General features: G+C 68.9%; 16 protein-coding genes. 3 read left to right on the top strand and 13 right to left on the bottom strand.

Annotated features, from left to right (window positions below; translation table 11 throughout):
* A partial coding sequence (locus AB0I18_RS15100) for an STAS domain-containing protein (protein ID WP_363105892.1) occupies nucleotides 1-429 on the top strand: 429 nt, incomplete at its 5' end.
* Nucleotides 430-876: 447 nt separating this feature from the next.
* Here AB0I18_RS15100 and AB0I18_RS15095 read toward each other — a convergent pair.
* On the bottom strand, nucleotides 877-3,705 hold the full coding sequence (locus AB0I18_RS15095; RefSeq protein ID WP_363105891.1) for a hypothetical protein: 2,829 nt from the start codon (nucleotides 3,703-3,705) through the stop codon (nucleotides 877-879).
* Nucleotides 3,706-3,934: 229 nt separating this feature from the next.
* Here AB0I18_RS15095 and AB0I18_RS15090 point away from each other — a divergent pair, with 229 nt between their 5' ends.
* Both AB0I18_RS15090 and AB0I18_RS15085 read left to right on the top strand, forming a co-directional pair.
* On the top strand, nucleotides 3,935-5,308 hold the full coding sequence (locus AB0I18_RS15090; protein ID WP_363105890.1) for a potassium transporter TrkG: 1,374 nt from the start codon (nucleotides 3,935-3,937) through the stop codon (nucleotides 5,306-5,308).
* Nucleotides 5,301-6,023 (top strand): TrkA family potassium uptake protein, encoded by a 723-nt coding sequence (locus AB0I18_RS15085; RefSeq protein WP_363105889.1) that lies wholly within the window; start codon nucleotides 5,301-5,303, stop codon nucleotides 6,021-6,023. The genes AB0I18_RS15090 and AB0I18_RS15085 overlap by 8 nt, the downstream gene beginning before the upstream one ends.
* A gap of 266 nt (nucleotides 6,024-6,289) precedes the next feature.
* Here the strand turns inward: AB0I18_RS15085 and AB0I18_RS15080 are convergent, their stop codons facing one another.
* From AB0I18_RS15080 to AB0I18_RS15025, 12 genes are all read right to left on the bottom strand, one after another.
* The gene (locus AB0I18_RS15080) at nucleotides 6,290-7,018 is read right to left on the bottom strand and encodes a DUF6653 family protein (protein ID WP_363105888.1); all 729 of its coding nucleotides are present in this window, start codon (nucleotides 7,016-7,018) and stop codon (nucleotides 6,290-6,292) included.
* A 486-nt stretch (nucleotides 7,019-7,504) separates the two neighbouring features.
* On the bottom strand, nucleotides 7,505-8,278 hold the full coding sequence (locus tag AB0I18_RS15075) for a hypothetical protein (protein ID WP_363105887.1): 774 nt from the start codon (nucleotides 8,276-8,278) through the stop codon (nucleotides 7,505-7,507).
* Between the two features lie 176 nt (nucleotides 8,279-8,454).
* Nucleotides 8,455-9,294, bottom strand: a complete 840-nt coding sequence (locus AB0I18_RS15070) for a hypothetical protein (RefSeq protein ID WP_363105886.1) — start codon at nucleotides 9,292-9,294, stop codon at nucleotides 8,455-8,457.
* Nucleotides 9,295-9,632: 338 nt separating this feature from the next.
* Nucleotides 9,633-10,382, bottom strand: coding sequence for a type I-E CRISPR-associated protein Cas6/Cse3/CasE (locus AB0I18_RS15065; protein WP_363105885.1), 750 nt, complete (start codon nucleotides 10,380-10,382; stop codon nucleotides 9,633-9,635).
* On the bottom strand, nucleotides 10,379-11,137 hold the full coding sequence (cas5e, locus tag AB0I18_RS15060) for a type I-E CRISPR-associated protein Cas5/CasD (protein ID WP_363105884.1): 759 nt from the start codon (nucleotides 11,135-11,137) through the stop codon (nucleotides 10,379-10,381). Before cas5e ends, AB0I18_RS15065 begins: the two co-directional genes overlap by 4 nt.
* Before the next feature lies 1 nt (nucleotide 11,138).
* Nucleotides 11,139-12,383: a type I-E CRISPR-associated protein Cas7/Cse4/CasC gene (gene cas7e / locus AB0I18_RS15055; protein ID WP_363105883.1), complete on the bottom strand. Its 1,245-nt coding sequence runs from the start codon at nucleotides 12,381-12,383 to the stop codon at nucleotides 11,139-11,141.
* Entirely contained in the window at nucleotides 12,380-14,584 is a 2,205-nt protein-coding gene (locus AB0I18_RS15050; protein ID WP_363105882.1) for a type I-E CRISPR-associated protein Cse1/CasA, read from the bottom strand. The genes cas7e and AB0I18_RS15050 overlap by 4 nt, the downstream gene beginning before the upstream one ends.
* Complete coding sequence (locus tag AB0I18_RS15045; protein WP_363105881.1) at nucleotides 14,581-16,254, bottom strand: helicase; 1,674 nt, start codon at nucleotides 16,252-16,254, stop codon at nucleotides 14,581-14,583. Before AB0I18_RS15045 ends, AB0I18_RS15050 begins: the two co-directional genes overlap by 4 nt.
* A 677-nt stretch (nucleotides 16,255-16,931) precedes the next feature.
* Nucleotides 16,932-18,158 (bottom strand): acyl-CoA dehydrogenase family protein, encoded by a 1,227-nt coding sequence (locus AB0I18_RS15040; protein ID WP_363105880.1) that lies wholly within the window; start codon nucleotides 18,156-18,158, stop codon nucleotides 16,932-16,934.
* Nucleotides 18,159-18,214: 56 nt separating this feature from the next.
* Nucleotides 18,215-18,820 carry a GAF domain-containing protein gene (locus AB0I18_RS15035; protein WP_363105878.1) on the bottom strand — a complete coding sequence of 202 codons (606 nt, stop codon included), beginning with the start codon at nucleotides 18,818-18,820 and terminating at the stop codon, nucleotides 18,215-18,217.
* Between the two features lie 35 nt (nucleotides 18,821-18,855).
* Nucleotides 18,856-19,464, bottom strand: a complete 609-nt coding sequence (locus tag AB0I18_RS15030; RefSeq protein WP_363105877.1) for an ATP/GTP-binding protein — start codon at nucleotides 19,462-19,464, stop codon at nucleotides 18,856-18,858.
* On the bottom strand, nucleotides 19,439-19,813 hold the full coding sequence (locus AB0I18_RS15025; protein WP_363105876.1) for a DUF742 domain-containing protein: 375 nt from the start codon (nucleotides 19,811-19,813) through the stop codon (nucleotides 19,439-19,441). The genes AB0I18_RS15030 and AB0I18_RS15025 overlap by 26 nt, the downstream gene beginning before the upstream one ends.

Below are 19,813 nucleotides of genomic sequence, written 5' to 3'. Positions count from 1 at the left end.
CCGACGGGCGAGATCGCCGTCATGGTCATCACCGTGGTCTGCGTGGTCGCCACCGACAACCTCGCCATCGGCGTCGTCGTCGGCTCCGTCACCGCGATGGTCATCTTCGCCAAGCGGGTCGCCCACCTCGCGAACGTCACGGCGGTCACCGACCCCGACGGCTCCAGCGTGGTCTACTCGGTGACCGGCGAGCTGTTCTTCGCCTCCTCCAACGACCTCGTCGGCCAGTTCAACTACGCCACCGACCCCGACCAGGTCGTCATCGACCTGTCCGCCGCCCACATCTGGGACGCCTCCTCCGTCGCCGCCCTGGACGCCATCGAGACCAAATACGCCCAGCGCGGCAAGAGCGTCGAGATCGTCGGCCTCAACCAGCCGAGCGCCCACATCCACGAAAAGCTGAGCGGCGAACTCGCCGGCAGCCACTGACCGACCCGTCCAGTCCGCGAGGCCGCCCCGGAGCCATAAGCGTCTGCGGTGGCCCGCGGTGTGAATCGATGCTGCGCCTTCGCGGGCCTGGCACCGGTGCTGGTCGCCGGATGGCCACCGGTCACGCTGCGCCTGGCGGTGGAGTTGCTGACGCACCGGCCGACAGGCCGGGCGAAAGCGAAACTCGGCGATGGGGAGGACAGCGGGAGCGGTGCCGACCATGATCGGGCCCATGCTGATCCGTAGCTGGAGTATCCGCAGCGCGCGTGGCGGGGCGCAGTTGGCAGGCGCACCCCGCAATCCAGGCGGTCACGTTCCAGGGCCGAGGAAACCCCTCGGAGGGCTCCCGAGGTGCTGCGGGACGGGTACCTGCAACCGACTCATGTTGCCAGCTGTTTCAGTGAAAGCTGGCAACATGAGTCGCTCGACCGGGAGGTGCAGGCTGAATCAGTTCAGCCCGGCCACCGCGTCCAGCAGATCGCCGCGGCTGATGTCCCACTCGATGCCGCCATCCGCTGCTCTGGCCACCGCTCTGGCGACGGCCCCTTCCGCCCGGCCCAGATCCGGGTGCCTGCGCAGCCCCTGGCATGTCCGGCACCAGCCGGGCATCCAGTCGGCCGCTGATCCGCCGTGACAGGCGGGGCAGAGGGCAAGGAGGCCCAGCGCGTCGGCGGTGAGCCGGTGGGTGAGGATGGCCTCGCCTCTTCCGCCGTACATGAGCGAGAAAGGCTCATACCCCGTGTCGACACCACGCAGGAGACGACTGCTGCCGTCCGGTTCGGTGACGACGATGCGTTCCGCGCCCGAGAGCCTGGCCTGGTAAGTGCGATCTGTGCTCCTGCGTCTGGGACGCAGCCGGCCTCGTGTCCGGTCGGCACGGTAGTGGTCGAGTTTGTAGGCGATCGTCTTCGAGCTTGACCAGTCGGGCTCGTCCCAGGGATCGTCGGGGCAGCCGAACGGCGGGGGCCAGGCTCCCCACAGCAGTCCTGCGGCTTGCAGTTCGTCGTCCGACAGGTCGCTGAACTCGGATTCGGCGATCTGCCGCCGCCGCTCCGCGCGGTAGCGCCGTACCAGAGCGCTGAGGTCGGTCGCGGTGTCGTGGGTTGCGGCGGGGATGAACACGAGGTCGTCCCCGTCGGGGATGTCCGACGTCGGGGAGACGGTACGCGTGCGGCACCACGGGGTCTCGGCCCACGCTGCGATGCGTCGCCCAAAAGTCCTGGCTTCCGACGACACGCGTCCCTCACCTCCCTCACCGGTGATGCCATAGCCCGCCAAGTCCGCGAGCACCCCGCGTACCCGCTCCTCGCCCTCGACGCCCGTTTCGGCTGCGTCCAGCGCGGCACGCCAGCGCACCCCGGCACGGAAGACCTCAAGTCCCGGCTCTGTTCCCTCACTCGGCCACAGCGCCTGAATCAGAGCGATGCCCAGATCGGAGTCGAGGTCGTGGGGGCGTGCATGGCTGAAGGCCCTGGCTTCCCGCCAGAGTTCCATGAAGTCGTCATCGGACAACCTTCGGTCCCCGTGCGGGCGGCGCACGGGAATGGGCTCGGACGGTCGGCGTACCGTTTGAGCGGTTCGAGCTGTCGCCAGCGCCAACTGGCCGTAGCCGGCGGAGCTGCGAAAGATCGGACGCAGTGTCCAGAGCCGTACCGTCCGCATAGCCCGAGACCATTCGGCGCCGTCCTGATGATCGCCAGTGCGAGGGGACTTCAGGGCGGTGGTGAGCAGGCGGCGGTTCTCCTCCTGGAGCGACGTCATGAGGTCGACCGCCCGTGCGTGCTCGGCCATTTCGCGGACATGGGTGCCGCTGGTGCCGAACAGTTGCGAGTGAACACGGGAGACGGCGCGAGCCGTCAGGACGAAGGCAACGGGATCTTTGTGGAGCGCGCGTTCGGCATGGCGGAGAAGGGCCGCCAGCGCGGCACGAGCCACATGATCAAAACCTGCGGTGTACGCGGCTATGGCGATGTCGGCGAGCGCTCCGGCAGCGGCTTCCAATTCGAGCCCGTACGGGAACGGCTGGGCCCCCTCCTCCACCAGGTCGTCGAGGCGGCGGGGATCGGAGCCGAGTCTGTGGTTCAGCCATCCGCCCAGGCAATCGATGACGGCGCGGTAGTCGACCCACACATGCTTGGCCTGCAACTCCTCCGCGAGTTCCGCGAGGACACGGCAACCGGCCGCGAACGCAGCCGCCTGCACCTGCGAGGAACGGCTGTCGTCGAGCGGGCGGTTCGGTGGGCCGATCAGGTCCCGGATGACCGCGACGCCACGCTCCAGGACATGGCCGGCCATGATCTCTTCGCTCGGCATGCCGATACCTGTGAGAAGCCGTCTCCCCTTTTCCTCATTGTGGGTTCTGGGTACGCGCAGGCCGATGTCGTGCGGCGGGACGGACGTTTCGAGTCTCGTGACGCAGGATGCCATCACGGCCTGGGTGGCTTGCGCGACCTCCTGCCGTTCGACGGGGGTCACGTCGCCGGCCTCGCCGAGCACACGCAACGCGTCGAGGACGGCGTAGAGGATGTACTGGCCGGTCGCCGGGCGAGCTGATTGCGCCGCGGCCTCCAGCACGTACACGACATCCCGACGCACCGAGGGACTGCGCTGCTCCGAACCGAGCCATGCGAAGGACCGGATTTCCTCGATGACGAACCGCCGGGTGGCGAGGGTGTCCGCGGCGGTAGCGGCTCGCAGCAACCGCACCGCGTTCTGCCGAGCGGCGTACTGGTCGTCCCCGGAGTCGCCCGCGTGTTTCATCACGAGATGGATCGGCCATGACGCGTCCTGGCAGCTGGTCAGAGCCTCGCGTTCGCGGCGTACGGAAAGATGTCGTGCTGTCGGAGCGCTCGCCAGCAGGGCTTCCGCGCGTACGACACGGCGTTGCAGCAGCCAGCCCGACCGCAGTCTCGCGACAAAGAACAGCACCGCAGGGATCAGCGATCCCAGGACGGGCATCACACCCGCGATGACCGCCAGGGCGGCTGCGCGGGACGGCGCTGCCGCGGCGAGGAGCGGCAACAGGGTGCCCGAGATGAAGAAGGCTCCGTAGGCGATGGCCGCGCCGTCGAGCACGGTCGCCGCCAGGCCTGCCGTGTGGCGGAAGTGCATCTGCACCATCATCGGAGCGAGTGTGACCACGAAGACCAGCAGGGTGGCCAGCATGGCGGCCACGCCCAGGCAGATCGAACCCCACATCCCCGGATCGCGAGCCAGACCGTCCCAGCTCACGACCGTGCTGATCCAGCAGGCGCTGAGCAGCATCCACGCTGCCATCGCGCGCCGCGCCCCTGACATCAACGACCCCTCACCCTGCGACAGTAGTGAGGATCTTCTTAGCGGATGGCACTGACATCCGGCGCCGGACGGGGCTGCCCGAGGAGTCGGAGCTCACGCTCTCCTGCCCCGGTACACCGGGGCGGACCTCGGCTAGGGTAGCCCGCTGGATCTTGACCGGATGCTGATGGATCCTTGGCGGAACGTTGACAGGCAGGAAGGCCGAGGCGTGGCAGGACGCGCGGTGCGGGTGTGGCAGTCGCTGTTGGCGGCGCATCCCGCTCGTACAGTGGTCATGGGCTTCGCTGCCGTGATCCTGCTGGGTACGGTCCTGCTGATGCTGCCCGTCGCCGCCGAGGACGGTCGGAGCACCGATGCGGTGACGGCGCTGTTCACGTCCACGTCCGCGGTGTGCGTGACGGGACTGGTCGTGGTGGACACCGGCACGTACTGGAGCGGCTTCGGCGAGGGCGTGATCCTCGTGCTGTTCCAGATCGGCGGCTTCGGCATCATGACGATGGCCTCGCTGCTGGGTCTGCTGATCTCCGGGAAACTGGGCCTGCGGATGCAGTTGACCGCCCAGGCGGAGACCAAGAGCCTGGACATCGGGGACGTGCGGCGGGTGCTGCTCGGGGTCGCCGGGTGCACGCTCGCGGTAGAACTCAGTGTGGGCGCGCTGCTGGCGCTGCGACTGCGCTTCGGCTACGGCGAGTCCATCTGGGACGCCTCGTATCTGGGGTTCTTCCATGCCGTGTCGGCGTTCAACAACGCCGGGTTCGGGCTGCATGCCGACAGCCTGACGAAGTACGCGCAGGACCCATGGGTGACTCTGCCCATCGCCGCGGCCGTGATTCTCGGCGGAATCGGTTTTCCTGTGCTGCTGGAGTTGCTGCGGCACCGCAACCGGGCCCGCACCACGGGTCGGCGCCGCTGGTCGCTGCACTTCCGGCTGACGGTGATCACCACCGCCGTGCTGCTGTTCACCGGGACCCTGCTGACGTGCGTGCTGGAGTGGACGAACGACGGCACTCTGGGCCCGTTCGACTGGCACAAGAAGATCCTGGCGGGGTTCTTCCACTCGGCGATGTCCCGCACCGCGGGCTTCAACAGCGTCGACATCGGTGCGATGACGGACGCGACCCTGCTGCTGACCTGCATGCTGATGTTCATCGGCGGCGGCAGCGCCGGTACCGCGGGCGGCATCAAGGTCAGCACCTTCGCGGTGCTCGGTGCGGCAATGTTCGCCGAGGTACGCGGCGAGCCCACGTCCGCGGTGATGGGCCGCAGGCTCGCACCGCATGTGCTCCGGCAGGCGTTGACCGTGGCGCTGGCCGGCGTGGGCTTCGTGATGACGGCGACCCTCGCCCTGCTCGCTGTGGTCGACAAGCCTTTCGAGGAGGTGCTGTTCGAGTCGGTCTCGGCCTTCGGCACGGTGGGGCTGTCCACCGGCATCACCGCCGACCTGCCCACCGTCGGCCAGCTGGTCGTCATCCTGCTCATGTTCGTCGGCCGGCTCGGCCCGGTCACCATGGTCTCGGCGCTCGCCCTGCGCGAGCGCAAGCGCCGCTATGAGCTACCCGAGGAGCGACCTGTCATTGGCTAACCTTCTGCACTCCCTGCGCCGTCGCCGACGCAAGCGCCGCGCCGAGCATGCCGTCGCCGGCCACGGTGACCAGCGCGTGGCCGTGATCGGTCTCGGCCGCTTCGGCAGCTCGCTGGCCCATGAGCTGATGCGGCGCGGTTGGGACGTTCTCGGCGTCGACACGGACCCGTCCCTCGTCCAGCGGCTGAGCGACGACCTCACCCACACGGCGGTCGCCGACTGCACCGACCCCGAGGTGCTACGACAGCTCGGCGTGCACGAGTTCAGCAGCGCCGTCGTCGGTATCGGCACCGACATCGAGGCCAGCATTCTGATCGCCTCCAACCTGCTGGACCTGAAGGTCCCCAACATCTGGGCCAAGGCCATCAGTCGCCAGCACGGCCAGATCCTCGAACGCCTCGGCGTGCACCATGTTGTCCTGCCCGAGCACGAGATGGGCGAGCGCGTCGCCCACCTGGTCACCGGACGGATGCTCGACTTCATCGAGTTCGACGACGACTACGCCCTGGTGAAGACCGTCGCCCCCACCCTCGCCACAGGCATGCCGCTCGGCGAGAGCCAGGTGCGCGCCCGGTATGGGGTGACGGTCGTCGGTATCAAGCGGCCGGGGGAGGGCTTCACCTACGCCACCGCCGAAACCGTCATCCAGAAGGGCGACGTCATCGTCGTCACCGGCAAGATCCACGATGTGGAGTCCTTCGCCGAACTCAGCTGAGTCCAGGCAGCCTCGCCCGTGCGGGGTTCGTTGCGAAGAGCGGTCACCGGGTGGGGAATCGTGCTGGAGGCGCTGTCTGGGAGCAGCGTGGATGACGCGGGAAAGGGGTGCTCTCATGGTGGAGCGGCGGCCGTTCCGGGCTGCGGCCAGGCCGGTACCCGAGTCCGTCGGCACGCCCTTCGTCTGGGCGGCGGCTTTCGCCGGGGCGCTGCTGACGGTGGGTGTGTTCAGTGCGGGGACGGCCTGGCCGACCCGGCAGACCGGATTCAACTGCTCGTCTCGGCGTCCCGGTGCGTTTCGTAGTAGCGGGCCATGAGCTCCCAGTACACGAGCAACAGCAGCATCTGCGCGCCGGTCGCGACAGCCGCGGGAACCGGACGACGATGCCACGCCCCGAACAGCGCGATCATCATTGCACCGGTGGCCGCGGCGTCCACGGCCAACCCCGCATCCCTGGGGTGGTCGGCAAGCCACAGTTCCTCCCCGAGCACGGCTTTCGTCGCCCAGGCCCGTTGGTCGGCCGGTTTGGGGAAGAGCACCGGGTTCACCGCGAACCACGCGCTGACGACGGCCGCGTGCGGCCAGCTTCGCTTCCACACCGGAACAAGGACCAAGGGTGCCGTCGCCCAGCGGGACCATGCGCTCCAAGGGTTCGAATGCCTGGCGAAAACCGTGCTGCGAACACGGGCGAACGTTTTTCCAGATCCCATCTTCAGTGCGCTCCTGTCAGTTTCGATCGAACTTGGTGAACGGATGCGGAGGAAGCCGAGTTCAGCGGCTCTCCCGCCTCTTCGCGCGCGATGCGGTCTTGCAGAGCGGCTAGGATCCGCCGGTTGGCCCGCGAGGCGTTCGGTCACCTGGCGGGGGCAGCGGCAGACCACGGTCCGGCCGTCGGTCCGGGCGACGCAGTCCAGTTCGTGGAAGAGCGCAGTGTCGTCTTCTTCCTTGTCCCACCGGTCGTGGAGCACGGCAGCCAGATCCGCCAGGATGCCCATCCGCACCTCCAAGGGAAAGCGCAATCCAGCGTCCCATCCCACGGCCAGCGGAACCACTCGATCGAAGTGGGGCCGAAACAACTTGGTACCGAGGCGCGAACCACCTGCCCGCACGCCGCCTACAACCCGTCAGAATATGGCCGTAGCGGAGCGCGGTCGGGTCGGCCACTCGTAGCTTCCGTAGGATGCCGGGCCGGATGGCTCGTGAGCTACCTGCCGCCCTTCGGAGCCGGCCCACTCGGGTATGCCGCCGGCTCCTCTATCGGGAAGACGATGCCAGCCGAGGTGCACATTCCCAATGCTGCGGACGGTTCGCTGTGAGGCAGGGATGGCGGCGGGCGGTGCGTCAGTAGCCCCGAGCCGTAGATAAGAAACAGATAAAGGCAAACCGCGCAGGTCCACACGGTCCACAGCGGGACCACGCCGCCGTCAGTCAGCAGTAGCGACCGGACTGGAAGGGACGACACATGGGCAGAGGAGTGGCGTTCAGTCCCGATGCCATGGCTCTTGCGGGTCGGTGCCTGGTGGTGGCTTCGCCCCGGAGGTCCGCATACGGACGGTCGCGTCGTCGGCTCGGGGCTGCGACGCCGTGTCCGGTGTGGAGCGTGCGTGGGTGCCCCGCACCCGCACGGTCGCCTCATCCACTGACCGGCTGCCGCGCCGTGGCGGGGCAGGGGGCCGCCGCCACTGGCGGCGGCGCCGCGCGACGAGCCAGGCCAGGGCGGCGAGGGCCACTGCCGCACCGGTGAGGACGAGCGGTTCGGTGATCGTGCTGGCGGCCGGCTCCTGGTCCGGTGGCGCGGTAGTCGGCGTCGAGGACCTGACGCCGGCTGCCGGCGGGGCGGCCTGGGAGGGCTGAATGCTGGTGGCGGCCGGTCCGTCGGGTTCGGCCGCGACGCCGTCACCGACCTCGATGGTCAGCTGCAGCGGGAGCATGGTGCCGCGGTTGACGGTGGAGCGTCCGATGCCCACCTGGACGTAGTAGGTGCCGGCTAACCGCACGGCCCGGTCCCGGTCGGCGACGTTTCCCACGCTGCAGTGGGCACGGTACGTCCCGCCGCTCCGGGCCAGCGCATGGCGGGTGTCGATCGCGGTCAGCGGGTCATCGCCGGGGCAGCGGGCTGGGTGGCGGATGGGATCGTAGAGGGCCACGCCCAGCCGCTCATAGCTGGTGCCGGTGTTGTAGCCGGCCGGGATTGTGACGGCGGCCTGGACCTTGATGCGTTGGCCGGGCTTCAGGTCGATCCGCCAGAACAGCATGTCCCCGACGGCCAGTTCCCGCTTGACGACACCACTACCGCTGATCTCGGTTGCGGTGTGGAAAGAATCCCCTCCGTAGGGACTCGACGGCTCACTCGAAGCCCGGGCCGATCCACTCCATCCGCAGACAGAGAGCGTGACCCAGACGGCGACCGCACCCGACAGCCTGCGCCACATCATCGCGACACCCCCGCCCGGCGGACAGCCGTCATGAGGAAGCACAGCGCCACGACGAGTACGCCGGCGCCCAGCGCACCGAGCCACGTCCACCGGGTGTCCGGCCGGGCCGCGGCCTGCGGCAGAAGACGGCCGCGCTGCTCGGCGCCGGGAGCTGCGGCCTGCGGGGTCGGCCCGACGTCCACCCGGCCGGACGGCACCTCTCGGCCCACCACCAGCTCGACCGGGTGCGCACCTTGCTGGGAGCGCACCCGGCTCACCAGCTGCACACAGACGGAGGCCGAGTCGGCGCCGGCGGGCACCGCGTCGGCGGTCAGGCGCTCGGAGCGGACCCCGGCACTGAGGATGGTGGACCACTCCGCTGCCACGCTCGCCTGAAACGCCCACCACCGCGAGCGGCCCGGCAGATGCAGGTACAGATGCACCACCCCCACGTCGTAGCGGGCCCGGGGAATGACGGCCCCGGAAAACCGCAGCCGCTCGCCGGGCTTCAACGCCACCTTGTACCAGCGCTGCTGCTGGTAGGCCATGGCGTCCTGGTAGGAGCCGGGCTTCAGCCGGGGCGCTTTCTCGCAGCCGTCCGCGCCGTGCACCCGCTCCCCGCTAACCCGATACGGGGCGACGGCACGCGCGAGCCAGTCCCCCCTGCCAGCACGGTCCGACACGTCGTCAACCCGCCGCCTTACGGCCTCCGGCCGGGTCGGTCCGGAGGAGCCCGTTCGCTTCGAGCCTGCCGCGTCCCAGACCGCTTCACCGCGGAGAGTCGTTCCGGCCCCGGCCGCCGCGGCGGTGCCCGCTGTGGGGTGCAGCAGCGTCACCCCGGCGAGCAAGGTCAGCACGATCGCCAACCGAGTCTGCTGACCCCGCTTGCTCCTCGCGCCGCCGCAGGCGGAGGGGCTGCGGGAGTGCCGCTCCGCCTCGAGCAGACCGCACTGCCATCTGTTTCGTAATGCGAATAGTCCCCGAGTGTGCGGATGCGGCGGTCCGGAGCTGTGCTCCCCGCCAATGTGGGGAGCGGCTCTGGACGGGGTGCTCTGTAGTGGGAGGCGCAAGTGCAGCCCCACGCCTGTGGGGAGTGGTGTACCTGGGACGTGCCGTCGCACCTGTACTCGAATGCAGCCCTGTGTCCATGAAGAGGGAGTTTGTTGGCTGAGCAACGATCCGCTCGGGCCCATGATTACTCTAGCGGGTGTCGGGAGGGATCGTGGAGGAGTCCGCAGCCGTAGGCTTTTCCGTGGCCAATTCCGGTTTGGAGTGCCTGGTAGAAGGCGGCCGGGTCCTGGATAGTGCCGGTGGCTCGGATCTCGCGGCAGGTGATGTGGAGTTGATTGCCGGATTCGCCGGTTCCTGAGGTGTGTCCTTTGCTGTCGGTTCCGGTGAGGCGTTCGTCTTTTCCGACGGTGACGTGGTGGGGGGCGACGTCCACGCCGTGGCGTTCGAGGTGGCGGCGGAACCAGTTTCCGCAGGCCTCGGCGCTGTTGTGCACACGACGTTTCCTGGTCTGGATGTCTCTGTAGGTGGGATTGGCGATCACGCGCAGCGCGACGGTGTCACCTGGGTAGTAGGTCACTGCAACGTCGGATGATGCGGCTTGGGTGACTCGGCCGGTATCCAGCAGGTGCTGCCAGTTGGGTTGGACAGGCGACTGCACCACGAGCTGCTCGGGGCGGCCGGCGACAAAGCGCCGGGCGGCAGTTTCGCGTTCGGCGGGGTGACGACTGGCGACGTACAGCACGTGCCGCTGGGGCAGGGTCGGGACGGCGGTGTCCAGGCCGGGGGGCCGGAAGCCTTCGAGGGCCAGTTGGTGGAGGCGATGAACATCCCGGCATGTCTGCTGTTCGGATTCGGAGAGCAGCAGGACGGAACGCCAGGCTGTGAAGCCGGGGTGGACGGGCTGTTGGTTCATCGGAGGCGCGGTGATGGTCACGGGGTGTTCTCCGGGGCGGCTGGCGGTGGCGTGGTGTGGCGAGTGCGCAGGTGCATGAGCGGGTGGTCGCGGGCTGCGAAGTTCGTGGGCACCTGCTCGGGGCTGGGCAAGGTGCCGGTCTCTGGGGGCGCTTCGGACCAGACCTTGGGCGTGGGGCAGGTGGCCTCCGGCAGCAGGGCAATGTGGTCTGGCCAGTCGAGTCCGTGCGGGGTGATGCCGTAGGCGATCGGGTGGGCCGGTGGGCAGGATTTGCGTCCGAGGTACAAGAGGCGGTGCGGGCGTTGCAAGGCGGCGGTGATCTTCGTCGCGAGGTGCTGGTGGGGGGTGGTCAGCCCGGCCAGGAAGGCGCCGTCCGTGATGAAGTGCTTGGTCATCAGGACCGTCATGCGGTCCGTCTCCTTGTAGGAGGCCCGTAGCGTGCCGTCGGCGTCGGGGGCAGGGCTTCGGGGGGCTCCGTACCAGCGGGGCGTTCCGCGGAAGAGCGGGTCGGCCATGGTGAGCGGGGTGGCGGGGAAGGAGCCGCCTCCGGCGGTTTGATGGTCGGAGAGAAGGCGCCCGGGCCGGTCCGCCCGTACGGCGAAGGCGAGTTCGGCGAGGTCGGCGAGGTCGTCTTCCCGGTCGAGGCCGAGGGCGTTGGCGACGATGCCGGTGATCGCGCTTTTCGTCGGGCGGGAGTTGGTGGCGCGTTCTTCCCAGCGCGAGGTGGTCCCGTAGGACTGCATGGGGGCGGACAGGCGCAGCAGCACGGTGGGCATGTCAGTGCGCCTCCAGACGCACAGCGTCCGGGAGGCTGGGCGCGGGCTGGTTGGCGGGAGAGAGCCACCGGGCGGTTCCGCCGTTGAGCTGAGCCGAGTGAAGGTAGCGGGCCAGGCGTTCGGAGGCTTCCAGGCCGACGGGCGGGGTGATGGCTGTTTCGAATGCGGCGCCGGCCGTCATGGGCGCGTTGCAGGTGGCGGCGACGGCGAGGGTGGGCCAGGCGGCGGAGCCGGTGCGGGTGCCGCGGGCGGAGGGCAGGGCGTAGGTCATGGCGGTGACGAAGCGTTGCTCGGCGCGCTGGGCGATCTTCTCCACGGTGGCCGCATCGGCGCCGGAGTCGGCGAGGTTGGCGCGCAGGGCGCGGCGGTCGAGCGCCGCGTACCGGTACAGGGTTCCCGAGGTGAGGTACTGCTCACCGATCATGCCCGCGCCGGTGGAGCTGCTGTGCTGCCAGTCGTCCTTGGCAGTGAACTCATCGGTCAGCAGTTCCATGGGGTCGACGGAGAAGGCGTGGGCGACGCTGGCAGCGCCGTTCACGTGGCCGGAGGGGATTTCGGCGAGCATCCGTCCGAAGAGGGCGATCTCTTCGATCAGGCCGGGTGCGAACACCTCTCTGGCGGCGGCGGCCATCGCGACGGGAACCAGATCGGTGGGTTTGACGGTCGGTCCTGCCAAGTCGGCGCCTTTGGTGCCGTTCTTGGTCTTCTTGCTCCTCTTGCCCGTGGTGGCTGCGGTGACGGCTTCGGTGATTAGGATTTCCATCGCCTGACGCGCGTCTTTGATGTCGTCCCAGTACTGCGCGGCCAGTTCAGCCAGTTGGGCGGGTGCGGAGGCGGCCACGTACGTCATGGCCCGGGTCTTGTCGGGTTCCGCCGGATCGATGCTCGGCCCGGCTGCGGTGACGACGAGGGCGGCGGCCGGAATCGTGTCCGCGGCGTCGTAGCCGCGTTCTTGCAGCCTCACGGCGGTGAGGTGTGGCAGCAGACGGCTGCTCGCGCCCTGCTCGTGCAGGCTGGCCTGGGTGCGTAGCCGGGTGCGGGCTGCCCTGATCAGGGATTGGGAGGAGACGCGCATGCGCTCTGTCCCGCCGATGACGATGGCCTTGGGCAGGCCCTCCATGTCGCGGTTGAGGCAGACCCCGAGCAGCGTGGTCAGGCTGTGCACGACGACGAAGGGGCCCTTGTCGCCGGTGGTGTCTATGAGGCGGTGCGTGCTGCCGACGACAGCGAGGTCGGTGGGGTTCATGCGGAAATCGGGTCCTTGTCCACAGAAGGGGTGATCAGAAGCGGGGCCGGGACAGATGCCGTGCCCGGCGCCACGGCGGTGGAGGTGTAGAAGAGGTGGGCCCAGCGGTCCCGTACGGGCTGGTCCCAGCTGGCCAGGTCGTCGAACAGCCGCCCCCAGTGGGGAGCCATCCCTTTCGTGGCGGCGTATCGGATCTGGCGCAGCAGCGGCGTGCGCAGGCGCTCAATGTCGTGCGTGCGCAGGATGCGGGTGACTGCCGCCCCGGTGGGGACGTGACGGGGCCCGTACCGTCCGCCGGAGCCGAAGGCTCGCATCAGCCGGGGCAGGTCGGCGCTGCCGTAGCGGGGAGCGGACTTGTTGGTGCGGTAGTGGATGGCGAACAGGGCGGCGACCAGCATCGCGGCCTGGTGCTGCTCGTCGGGTACGTTGCGGGTGACCAGATGGCGGGCGGGGTTATTCACCGAAGGCTGGACGGCCCAGCGGCCCAGGTCGGCCATGATGCCGCGGGTGTGCGGGCTGGCGGCCCAGCGGCCCAGCCGCGCTGCGAGCGTCCTGCCGACGTCCTCGGGACGGTCTAAGTCGGCGCCTTCGCCCGTGCTCTCCTCGGTGAACCCGCGAGCGGAGGGGGTGGCGGCAGTGGTGAACAGATCCTCGTCGTCGAGCTCGTCCGGTTCGGCCTCCGGTGCGGCCGGGCCTGCGGTCGGTGGAGCGATCACCACGTTGTCGGAGGCGATGGTGAACAGCTCCTGCTGGCCGGCGCCGTCCGTCTTTGGGCCGTGCGTCGTCGTAGGTTCCGGCTGCGCGATGTCCGCCGGGCCATCCTGCGGGAGGGGCGTGGTGAGGGCTGCGGCGGCGAGTGCTCCCGTGCGTCGGCTGTTGCGTACGGGATCGCCTCCGGGTGCGGGCCGGACATGTTCGAACAGCGCTGCCTCGCGCTGATCGTGGGGCGCGGTCAAGAACTCCTCCAGGGTCAACAGGTCAAATCCGCATGAGGGCGGCAGCAGGGTTCCGGTCGAGGCCGTTGCACGGCGGTTGGGTGCGGCCCGTGCGGCGTGGCGCCGGAAGCCCATCACCGCGGCGGCTGCGGAGGCGCTGCGCGGGTCGGCCAGAGCGGCGGCTGGGATGTGGAGCCACCGCTGGTGAAGGAGCTTCTTCTTGTTCGTGGCCAGCCCCACGGTGACCAGGTCCGGGGCCCGGCCGGTGGCCGTGATCACCTGCCGGGCGGCATGGGCCCAGCTGCCCTCCGGTGCGAGCCACCATCGCTCCAGCACCGGGACGAGGTCACTCTCGCCGGTGACGGCTTCCGCGGGCAGCCGTCGGCCGCTCTCGGTGTCGACCAGATCCCGGCTGCCGGGGAGCAGGCAGACCGTGGCGTGCGGCTGCTTGACCGTGCGCCAGCCCTGGGCGAAGAGCACCTGGGCGACCGTGCCGCGGTGGTCGGGCAAGAGCAGTATCCGGCGGTGGTGCCAGGTCAGCGCGTCCGCCTCGCTGTCCGGGGTGAATTCCTCGGTGTCTGCGCCACGCGGACGGTAGGTCCACTGAGGCATCCCGGGTCCCTCGGGCAGGGGCATCAGGCGCCAGGCCAGCATCTCGGCGAGCGTTCCGGCCGGCTGCCACACCAGGCTCCCACTGGCCGGCGCGGGCCGTCCGAAGTTGCAGCCGGGCCCGTAGATCGCGTCTTTCGCCGAGATCCGGCCGCCGATCGCCCACATCTGCTGAATCAGTACGAGCTCAGCCGCGCGGCGCGCGGTGACCGGGACGGAGGCGTGCAGGTGCCGGTGGTCGGACAATAAGGGCCGCCCGATCGCGGCCGTCATGTCCAGGTACAGCACCGGGACTGTCGCACCGGGCACGTCGGCTATCGCCTGCAGGGCGGCATCCTGGAACAGCGGCCGGTCCCCGAACAGGTCCAGATCGGCGCCATGTTCGCGCACCCACGCCGCGGCCGGGGCCAGATCGATACCCTCAACGACGTTGCGCTGGTGTCCGCCCTGGTCCGTAGGGGCGCATCCGGCGGTGTAGGCGATGGTGACCAGCAGCCGCACGGTCGCCGCCCACAGCAGAGGATCAGCCGACGCCAGATGGACCTCCTCCGCCCGTTCCAGCACGCAGGCCAGCGAGAGCACCTCACGTCGTCCGCCGGAATCGAGCACATCGATCCAGGGCCTGTCGGCCAACGACCAACTCTGCTCCGGCGTCATGCCGTTGCCTCCCCGCCGGTGTCGGCGTCGGGGTCGTCGGCCGCCAGTTGCTCGGCGAGCGCGACCAGGGCGGCGGCGTCGTCCGGATGATGCGCCAGGTCTCGGGTGCCCGCGGCAGCAAAGAGCGCACGGGCCAGCCACGTCTCCTCCGTGGTCCCGGCGGCGTAGGCGTAGTACGCCGGTGCCCGCTGGCCGTCCCGCTGGCCGCGGCCTTCCGCCTGCAGAAGGCGCTTGCCACCGGTCAAGACATCCGCGAACACGGTCACTCTCGGCGCGGAGGTGGCCTGGGTGCCTTTGCCGTCGACATTGCGGTCTCCGGCGTGCAGGTTCATGCCGTCGACGGTGTTGAGCACGACGACCAGGGCCCGCCCGGTCTGAAAGGCCCGCCGCTTGCGCTCGCGCAGATTGTGATCCCGTCCGGTGATCTCCAAAACCTTGTCCGGCAGGCCCCGCCGGTGAAGTTCACCTGCGATCTTTTCGGCCAGCTTGCTGACGGTGTCCAGGAACCAGGCCGGCACGATGACCTGGCGGCCCTCGCTCACCAGGTCGGCCACCAGCCGGGCGACGTAGGGAGCTTTGACCATGCTGGCCTTCTGAACCCGGCGCAACGCGGCAGCACGCTCCTCCTCGGTGACCTGGTCCTCCTCGTCCGAGCGCAGATCGTAGATCCGCAGGAACTCGTCCCAACTGCGCTGGTAGTGCTCGCGGTCACGTGGCGAGAGGACCAACGGACGCAGCTCACGCTCCTGCTCGGGCAACCCGAACTCCCCGGGGGTGCCGGTGGTACCGATCCCGTGGTGGTAGAGGAGGTTCTTCACCCGCTCGACTTCACTCCTGAATTCGCCTGGTGCGGAGGCTTCGTCGGCAAACCCCAGGGCGGCCAGCCAATTCCGGTAGTCGGCACCGGTCAGGTCGGTCGGCTCGGGCACTCCGGCGGCGTAGGCGATCAGGTCAGCGCAGTACGCGGTCTCCGCCAGGGTGGAGAACGGCGTCGCCGACATGCGGATGCAGTAGGGGCGGGGCCCCCCGTGCGGATTCTGCAGGCGGTGGACGAGGCGGGAGCGCAGCGACTCCGGGTCCGCGAGGATTTGGCTCTCGTCGACTGCAATGACGTCCCAGGGCACGCGTGACGTCGTCTCGGGGTCCGACGCGGCGATACTGCTTGCTGCCTCCGGCGACAGGTTTCCCAGGTCATGCCGGGGGTGCTCGAACAATCTCCACAGCCGCTCGGCGTTGGTCACCACCCACCGCTGGCCGGCAGCGCCGAAATAGTCGATGGCCAGCCGCCATTGCGGCACCACCCCGTGTTTGGTGATGACCAAGACATTGCGCACAGAAGGTTCGTCACGTACCGCGGCGACCAGCATCGGTGTCTTGCCCGAGCCGGTCGGAGCCACCAGCAGGAATCCGGGGGCGCCCTTGGACCGCGCAGCCTGCATCGTCTCGACACGGGGGCGCTGGCGGTCATACAGCGGAGGTCGGCGCCGCTCCCTGGGCGGAGCCGGCAGCGGCTGCCCATTGAGGACGTCCTCGACCAGGTGTTCCCAGCTGTGCGGCGGCGCCGCGAACGGGGCCAGCGGACCGGGCAGCCGCCGTCCGCGGAACACCTTCACCCCCCACCGGGCATCCCTCACGACGCCAAAGCCGTTCGGCGCATCGTTGAACAGCACGAACGATGCCGTGCTCGAATCCTGGCCTCGCGCAGGCTGGCCCGAGCCGGATCCGGCTGCCCCGTGCGCCCCCTGCGGAGGTGGTATCTGCTGCGAACGGGGTACGAGGCTGGTGGGGCGAACTTCCACGGAAACGGATGCTCCTTCTACTGACTGATCTGGAAACGGGCGTAACGCACTGGATCTCCAGCCCTCAGCGAACGGGTCCGTCCCCCGTCGCGCAGGGTTACGGGTGGCATGACTGCGCCGGTGCCGTGCGTTCGGCGAGGGAATGAGGGTCATTCTGCGAGTTCGTCGATCCGCTGGTGAAGGCGCTCGGTGTCGCTCTGGCTGATGGGCTCATATAGGGCGAGTGCCTCGTCATGCAGGGCGACGGTCCTCGCCCTGCAGACCCGCGATCTGGAGCATCTGGCCGAGCGTCTCGCGGGTTTGTGCCTGCCGTCGGGGGCGAATTCATACGGTCGAATTGTCCGGCGGCACAAACTGCCGGCCGATCAGTTCGGGCTCCTCGATGCCTTCACGGTGGGCGGCCAGGTGCGGCGGCTCGTTGGACACGGCGCCGCCGCCCGCGCTTCCTCCAGTTGCTGGGCAGGGCCGTCTTCGGCAGGGAAGGAGGCGGGGGTGTCGGTCGTCATGGCGTGCTCTCTCGGATTACGGCGAAGGGTGAGGTGGTGGGGTCAGACGGCGGATGACCTGCGGGTCCGGCGGATGAAGTCTTCGGACCACTGCATGCGGTCAGCTCCGAGTGCCTTTTCGCTCAGCCGCAGTCGCTGGATGTCGTCAGGGCCGGCCGGTGCACCGACGAGCTGGATGTCGCGCATGAGGCGCGTAATGGGGTGGTCGGCGCGTGCGGCGTAGCCGCCGTGGAGTGAGCTGGCGTCCCTCAGCGAGGCGCCCGCCGCCTGGTTGTTGACCAGCTTGGCGTTGACGAGTTCCGCGTCGCACGTCACTCCCTGATCCAGCAGGTGCACGGCGTCGTATAGCAGCCTTTCGGCGGTCATCAGGCGGGATTTCATGTCCGCGAGGCGGTACTTGACGACGGGGTTCGCGGAAAGTTTTCGCGTTTCGCGGTGGCGCTTGCCGAGTTTTCGGCGGCGAGTGCCGAGGAAGGTGAGTGTTTCGGCCATGATCCTTTGGTGGAGGCCGAGAGCAGTCGCGGCGAGGTTGGGGCGCCCGCAGACGACCGAGGCGGTGTACGCGGCGGCGAGGCCGTCGCCGACCTCCCCGAGCAGATGCGTGGCGGGCACGCGGACATTGCGCAGACGCACATTGCCGCAGGTGAAGCCGTGCATTCCGACAAGGTCCGGCTGGCTCACCTCGATGCCGTCCCAGTCGGCTTCGACGAGGAACGCAGACAGGCTTCGTGGATCGCCGGGTCTGCCGGTTCGTACGACGACGAGGTGGAGGCCCGCGATGCCCGAGTTGCCGATGAAGCACTTGCGGGCGTTGATGATCCAGTGTTTGCCCTTGCGGCGGGCAGTGCCGTCCATGCCCAGGACGTGGCTGCCGCTGTCCGGCTCGGTGACGGCGATGGTTGTCCACAGCCCTTTGGCGATCTGCGGCAGCCACAGCTGCTTTTGTTCCTCGCTGCCGAGGTAGAGGATCGCGGCGGTCGGGATGAGGGAGGCTTGCAGGATGCCCCCGGCGGCGCCGCTGAAGTAGCTGGCCTCGGAGATCAGGATCGTCTTGGAGAGGTGGTCCAGGCCCATACCGCCGTACTCGGTGCCGATAATCACGCCGCACCAGCTCAGCTCCGCCATCAGGCGGGGCAGTTCACGGTCGGTGTGTGTTCCTCCTGCTTCCATGCGCGGAACGTGGGGGGCAATCACTTGGCGGCCGAACTCCTGCGCTTGGTCGCGCAGGCGCTGGTGGTCGTCCGTCAGGTACGTGTACGTGGCGGTCATCGGTCCGTCCCCTCCCTCTGGCTGTGCGCCGCTGTGCGGCACGACGGGTGGTCGCGCTAGTGCGCTACGTGGTGGGACAGCTCGTCGATGTGGGCCAGGGCCTGGGTGGCGAAGTGCTTGATGAGGCTGACTCCCTGGCGGCCCCATTGAGTGGCCTCCTGGCCGACGAGGCAGCAGGTGCCCAGCGTCGTGCCTGTGGGCTCGTGGATCAGCGGTGTGCCCAGGTATGTGCGGGCGCCGAGCATGGTCACAGCCTCGTTGCCCGGTAGCCAGCGCGGGTAGTCGAAGACGTCGTGGAGCGGCAGAGCCTTGCGGCGGTCCAGGGTGTGTACACACCACCCCGCGGTGCGGGGCATGAACCGGTCCGCCGACGCGGTTCCGGAGGCAGTTGCCTGGCTCTCCCCACCGTGGCCGGACGGCACATATATACCGGCGAACCACTGGTAGTCCTCCTTCATAATGTTGACCATGGCGAAGAACCCGGCGGGTTGACCGACCAGCTCGGCTGCCTCCTTCGAGAGCGTCTCCGCAAGGGCGTCGAAGTGTGGAATGGACCGGTCCTCGCTCAGCCCCAGCTGCGGCAACAGCTCCATGCGCCGGACCAGTTCGTGGTCCGTGGGGATCCGGTCGTGGAGGCCGGTTTCATCATCAAAGGTGGTCATTCTTGGGCTCCAGGGCGGACATGGCGGGGCGGAGGCTAGGCAGAGGGGACGAGCAGGGCGCGCTTATACGCATGCGTGACCAGGGCGATCAGCACCTGGCGCGCTGAGGCTTCGGCGCGGGCGTCGCACCGAACGACGGGAACCTGCGGGTCCACCCCCAGGGCAGCGCGTACTTCCTGCTCGGTGCGGGGGTGGGCGTCGGGGAAAACGTTGAGGGCCACCAGGAACGGCGTCTGACGGCACTCGAAGTACTCGACAGCGGCGAAACAGTCCTCCAGCCGACGGGTGTCGGCGAGGACGACCGCGCCGACGGCGCCCTCCGAAAGGCTGTCCCACATGAACCAGAAACGCTCCTGGCCGGGCGTGCCGAACAGCAACAGCTGAAACTGATGGGCCAGCTGCACCTGATGGTCCCTGACAAGCATGATGCAGCCGAAATCCATGGCCACGGTGGTGGCCGTCTTCTGCTCGATGCCCGTCAGGGTGTCGGTGCCGATCCCGGCCTCGGTGAGCCTCTCCTCAGTCCGCAGCGGTGGAATCTCGCTCACCGCACCGACGAAGGTGGTCTTCCCGACCCCGAAACCGCCCGCCACCAGGATCTTCAACGGGATCGTCAGCTCAGAGTGTGCGTCGTAGTCCCGCAAGGACTTCCTCCAGTATCTGTGGGTCGCTGGCGGCATTGCCGGAGTCGGCGGGCATCGCGTGCGTCAGGTAGCCGTCGTCGAGGAGGTCGGACACCCAGATCTTGACGATCTGCAAGGGATGCCCGAGCCTCCCCGCGATCTCCGCGACAGAGAGCGGCCTGGTGCTGCGGCAGAGGTCGAACGTATCTGCATAGTGCGACTGCAAGGGGTCGGTGGGCGGGGCAACTCTGGCTTTGACCAGGGACATCCGGTCGAGGTCGTGTGTGGGAGCGACACGTCCGTGGACCAGCGCGTACGGACGCACCGGGCCGAGATCCTCAGTGACCCAGGCGGTGTCGTCGCCGGCCAC

Origin of the sequence: Streptomyces sp. NPDC050704 (genome assembly GCF_040654355.1) — a bacterium.
Taxonomy (GTDB): Bacteria; Actinomycetota; Actinomycetes; order Streptomycetales; family Streptomycetaceae; genus Streptomyces.
Note: the sequence above shows the minus strand (reverse complement) of the source record. Positions and strands in the feature narration are given on the sequence as shown.